3 protein-coding genes and 2 pseudogenes are annotated in these 4,413 nt (G+C 68.7%); 4 read left to right on the top strand and 1 reads right to left on the bottom strand.

Going from position 1 to position 4,413, the window contains the following annotated elements; translation table 11 throughout:
* From LQV45_RS18915 to pgl, 4 genes and pseudogenes are all read left to right on the top strand, one after another.
* A pseudogene (locus tag LQV45_RS18915) lies at positions 1-652 on the top strand (glucose-6-phosphate isomerase); the annotation flags it as partial.
* A 15-nt stretch (positions 653-667) separates the two neighbouring features.
* Positions 668-2,157: pseudogene (zwf, locus tag LQV45_RS18920) on the top strand (glucose-6-phosphate dehydrogenase).
* The gene (locus LQV45_RS18925; RefSeq protein WP_028275501.1) at positions 2,154-3,095 is read left to right on the top strand and encodes a glucose-6-phosphate dehydrogenase assembly protein OpcA; all 942 of its coding nucleotides are present in this window, start codon (positions 2,154-2,156) and stop codon (positions 3,093-3,095) included. The pseudogene zwf and the gene LQV45_RS18925 overlap by 4 nt, the downstream one beginning before the upstream one ends.
* Positions 3,085-3,903 carry a 6-phosphogluconolactonase gene (gene pgl, locus LQV45_RS18930; protein WP_290370274.1) on the top strand — a complete coding sequence of 273 codons (819 nt, stop codon included), beginning with the start codon at positions 3,085-3,087 and terminating at the stop codon, positions 3,901-3,903. Before LQV45_RS18925 ends, pgl begins: the two co-directional genes overlap by 11 nt.
* Here pgl and LQV45_RS18935 read toward each other — a convergent pair.
* Positions 3,856-4,251 (bottom strand): RNA polymerase-binding protein RbpA, encoded by a 396-nt coding sequence (locus tag LQV45_RS18935; RefSeq protein WP_079549567.1) that lies wholly within the window; start codon positions 4,249-4,251, stop codon positions 3,856-3,858. The two genes, pgl and LQV45_RS18935, sit on opposite strands and share 48 nt — an antisense overlap.
* Between the last annotated feature and the right edge of the window lie 162 nt (positions 4,252-4,413).

The raw sequence follows: 4,413 nt of genomic DNA on the forward strand, positions 1-4,413 counted from the left end.
CGGCTTGGCCACGCAGATGATGGTGTGGGAATTCGCCACCGCCGTGGCCGGCCGCCTGCTCGGCATCAACCCGTTCGACCAGCCGGACGTCGAGGCAGCGAAGATCGCCGCCCGCGGCCTGCTGGACGCACAGCCCGCACCGACGCCGGCGAATTTCACCGACGGCGCGATCGAGGTCCGCGGCGGGGAATGGCTCGGCAACGCCGGGACCGCGGCCGAGGCCGTCAGCGCCCTGCTGGGCGAACTCGGCCCGGACAACTACCTCAGCGTCCAGGCCTATTTCGACCGGCTGGCCTATGCCAGCCTCGAAGGCGTCCGGGACGAACTGGCCGCGGCCAGCGGACGCCCGGTCACCTTTGGCTGGGGCCCGCGGTTCCTGCACTCCACCGGCCAGTTCCACAAGGGCGGACCCGCGATCGGCGTCTTCCTGCAGGTCACGGCCGCATCCGCGGCTGACCTGGCCATCCCGGACCGGCCGTTCACGTTCGGCGAGCTGATCTCGGCGCAGGCCGCGGGCGACGCCCAGGTCCTGTCCGAGCACGGCCGTCCGGTCCTCCGGCTGCACCTGACCGACCGCGCCGCGGGTGTGAAGCAGCTCCAGGAGCTCATCACCTCCCTTGCCGGCCAGGCAGCATCCTCCACTGAAAGCTAAGGCACCCACGCAACCATGCCAGAAACCTACAACGGCGGCAGGAACACGGCCGGCCGGGGGCGCAATCCGCTCCGGGACCCCCGTGACCGCCGTCTGAACCGTATTGCCGGACCGGCGTCGCTGGTCCTGTTCGGGGTGACCGGGGACCTCGCCCGCAAGAAGCTCATGCCCGCCGTGTATGACCTCGCCAACCGCGGGCTGCTGCCGCCGAGCTTCGCGCTGGTGGGCTTTGCCCGCCGCGAGTGGGAGAACGAGGACTTCGCCGCGGAGGTCAAGGAGTGCAGGGCGAGTTCGACGAAGACGAGACGTTCAAGCGGCTCTCCGACACGATCGATGAGCTCGACGAACAGCGCGGGACGCGGGGAAACCACGCGTTCTACCTCTCGATCCCGCCGAAGGCCTTCGAACAGGTCTGCCGTCAGCTCTCCAAGCACGGCCTGGCCCAGGCCGCGGGCGACAACTGGCGCCGCGTGGTGATCGAAAAGCCGTTCGGACACGACCTCGAGTCGGCCCGGCAGCTCAACGACATCGTCGAGTCGGTATTCCCGCCGGACGCGGTGTTCCGGATCGACCACTACCTGGGCAAGGAGACGGTGCAGAACATCCTGGCACTGCGCTTCGCCAACCAGCTCTTCGAGCCGCTCTGGAACGCCAACTATGTGGACCACGTCCAGATCACCATGGCCGAGGACATCGGGACCGGCGGCCGGGCAGGCTACTACGACGGCGTGGGCGCGGCCCGCGACGTCATCCAGAACCACCTGCTGCAGCTGCTGGCCCTGACGGCGATGGAAGAACCGATTTCCTTCAACGCGGACGACCTGCGTGCCGAGAAGGAAAAGGTCCTCGCCGCCGTCCGGCTCCCCGAGGACCTCTCCTCCCACTCTGCCCGCGGGCAATTCACCGGCGGCTGGCAGGGCGGCGAGGAAGTCCTCGGGTACCTGGAGGAGGAGGGCATCCCGGCCGATTCCAAGACCGAGACGTTCGCCGCGATCCGGGTGGACATCAACACCCGCCGCTGGTCCGGCGCGCCGTTCTACCTGCGCGCCGGCAAGCGGCTGGGGCGCCGGGTGACGGAGATCGCCGTCGTGTTCAAGCGCGCACCAAACCTGCTCTTCACGGACCACGGCGAGGACGACTTCGGCCAGAACGCCGTGGTGATCCGGGTCCAGCCTGACGAGGGCGCCACGATCCGGTTCGGTTCCAAGGTTCCGGGCACCCAGATGGAGGTCCGCGACGTCACCATGGACTTCGGCTACGGCCACTCCTTCACCGAGTCCAGTCCCGAAGCCTACGAACGCCTCATCCTGGACGTGCTCCTCGGCGAGCCGCCGCTGTTCCCCCGGCACCAGGAAGTTGAGCTGTCCTGGAAGATCCTGGATCCCTTCGAGGAATACTGGGCCGGCCTGGACGAACAGCCCCAGCCCTACGCTCCCGGCAGTTGGGGCCCCGCCTCGGCCGATGAGCTCCTAGCCCGCGACGGACGAACCTGGAGAAGGCCATGATCGTAGATCTTCCCGATACCACCACCTCCAAAATTTCCAAGAAGATCATGGCCCTGCGCGAGCAGGGCGGCGTGATCGCCCTGGGCCGGGTCCTGACCCTCGTGGTCGTCACCCGCTCCGGGCTGGAAGAGGAGGCCATCGAGGCCGCCAACGAGGCCAGCCGCGAACACCCGTGCCGGATCATCGTCCTCGCCGACGCCGGGGCCTCGGCCCCAACCCGGCTGGACGCCCAGATCCGCGTCGGCGGCGACGCCGGCGCCTCCGAGGTGATCCTGTTGCGCGGCTACGGCGAACTCGCCGAGGAAAGCGAATCCCTCGTCGCGGCCCTGCTGCTCCCGGACGCCCCGATCGTGGCCTGGTGGCCGCACGGTGCGCCCAGGAACGCGTGCCAGACCTCGGTCGGGGGCATCGCGCACCGCCGGATCACCGACTCGGCCAATGAAGCGGACCCGGTCGCGGCGCTGGAGAACATCCGCCGCACGTACAAGGCCGGCGACACGGACCTGGCCTGGACCCGGCTGACCAACTGGCGCATCCAGCTGGCCGCGGTCCTGGACCAGGTGGACGACTCGCCGGTGACGGCCGTGGCCGTCGAGGGCGCCTCGGACTCACCCAGCACCGTGCTTCTCGCAGCCTGGCTCACCCTGGCCCTGGACGTTCCCGTCACGATCGTGGCGGATCCGGCCGGAACCGGCATCCGGCGCGTCCGGCTGACCCGGCCCGGCGGCGACATCCAGCTATTCCGGCCCGGGCTCACCATCGCCGAACTGACCCAGCCCGGCCAGCCCGCCCAGCGGATCTCGCTGCCCCGCCGCAGCCTCAAGGACTGCCTGGCCGAAGAACTCCGCCGCCTGGATCCGGACGAAGTCTTCGGTGAAGTGATTACTATGGGACTGCCGCGTACCAATCTAAGGAGTGTCCGTCCCAGTGAGCGCTGACCCGAGAGTAAGCATCCATCCTGACTCGACCGTTCTGATGGCGGCGATCGCAGCCCGCCTGATTACCAAGCTGGTGGATATCCAGGACCGGCACGGCGAGGCCACGGTGGTGCTTACCGGGGGAACGATGGGCATCGGCTCGCTCAGGGCCGTGGCCGAATCGCCCGCGGCGCGGGCCGTCGACTGGTCCAAGGTGAACTTCTGGTGGGGTGACGAGCGCTTCGTGGCGGCCGGCGACGCCGAGCGCAACGCCCGCCAGGCCCAGGACGCCCTCCTGTCCCACATCAATGTTGATCCGGCGCGCGTCCATGTGCCCGGTTCCACCGATGACTTCGACAGCCCGGACGACGCCGCGGCCGACTATGCCCGCCGGCTCGCCGAGGCGGCGGCCGGTGAGCACGCCGCGGACATGTCCGACGACAGGCCGGAACAGCCGGCGCGGCTTCCCCGCCTGGACATTGTCCTCCTCGGCGTGGGGCCGGACGCGCACGTCGCCTCGCTCTTCCCGGAGCAGGCCGGCATCCGGGAGAAGGAACTGACTGTCGTGGGCGTCCACAACTCCCCCAAGCCGCCGCCGGCGCGGGTGTCGCTGACGTTGCCGGCGATCAACACGGCATCCGAGGTGTGGATGGTGGTGGCCGGTGATGACAAGGCCGGCGCCGTAGGGCTGGCCCTGGCCGGCGCCAATCCCGTACAGGTGCCCGCCGCGGGGCCGCGCGGCCGCCGGGAAACGCTGTGGCTGATTGACGAGGACGCGGCCTCACGGGTCCCGGAGCAGCTCGTCCGGAAGGGTCCGTCCGGAGCGTAGACGTTCCAGCGCTCCAGCCAGCACGTCTTCGGCGTCCTGGCTGGAGCGCCGCTCTTTAACGTATTCCAGATGCGTCTTGAAGCCTTCTGTTGGCGTTTCCTCCAGGGCAAACTTTGATTCGTCGCGGGTTGCGGTGCCGCCGCAGCGCCGGCAGTCCCAAACTCCGGGGATCTGTTCCTCCGGAAGCTGTGCGAACACGAGCGAGGTTTCATGGCCCTTGGCGCACCGGAACGATACACGAATACGGGGCTGGCGTACGCCGGCCCCGTTCAGTGGTTCGTGGCGGGGAGTTGCCCCCTCGGTGGCGCCCACACGGATTCCTTTGAATCCGGAAGCAGAATGCAGCATCGGGAACTCCTGGCTACTTGGCTGGTGGAAGTGCAAGACGACAGCCACAGTGTAGTTCGTGAGTTCCCGATGCCGGGAGGGCCATAAGGACCCCATATGAAGTTGTCGGACGGGCGTCCTAGGAATCGGCGCCTGTGCTGAACCGCATGAGCAGGCCGAGGG

This window comes from Microbacterium sp. Bi128, from assembly GCF_918698205.1.

Bases quoted from the DNA above. Each gene is read 5' to 3' on its own strand.
- LQV45_RS18925 (WP_028275501.1), top strand. From the start codon at position 2,154: ATGATCGTAGATCTTCCCGATACCACCACCTCCAAAATTTCCAAGAAG.
- LQV45_RS18935 (WP_079549567.1), bottom strand. From the start codon at position 4,251: ATGCTGCATTCTGCTTCCGGATTCAAAGGAATCCGTGTGGGCGCCACC.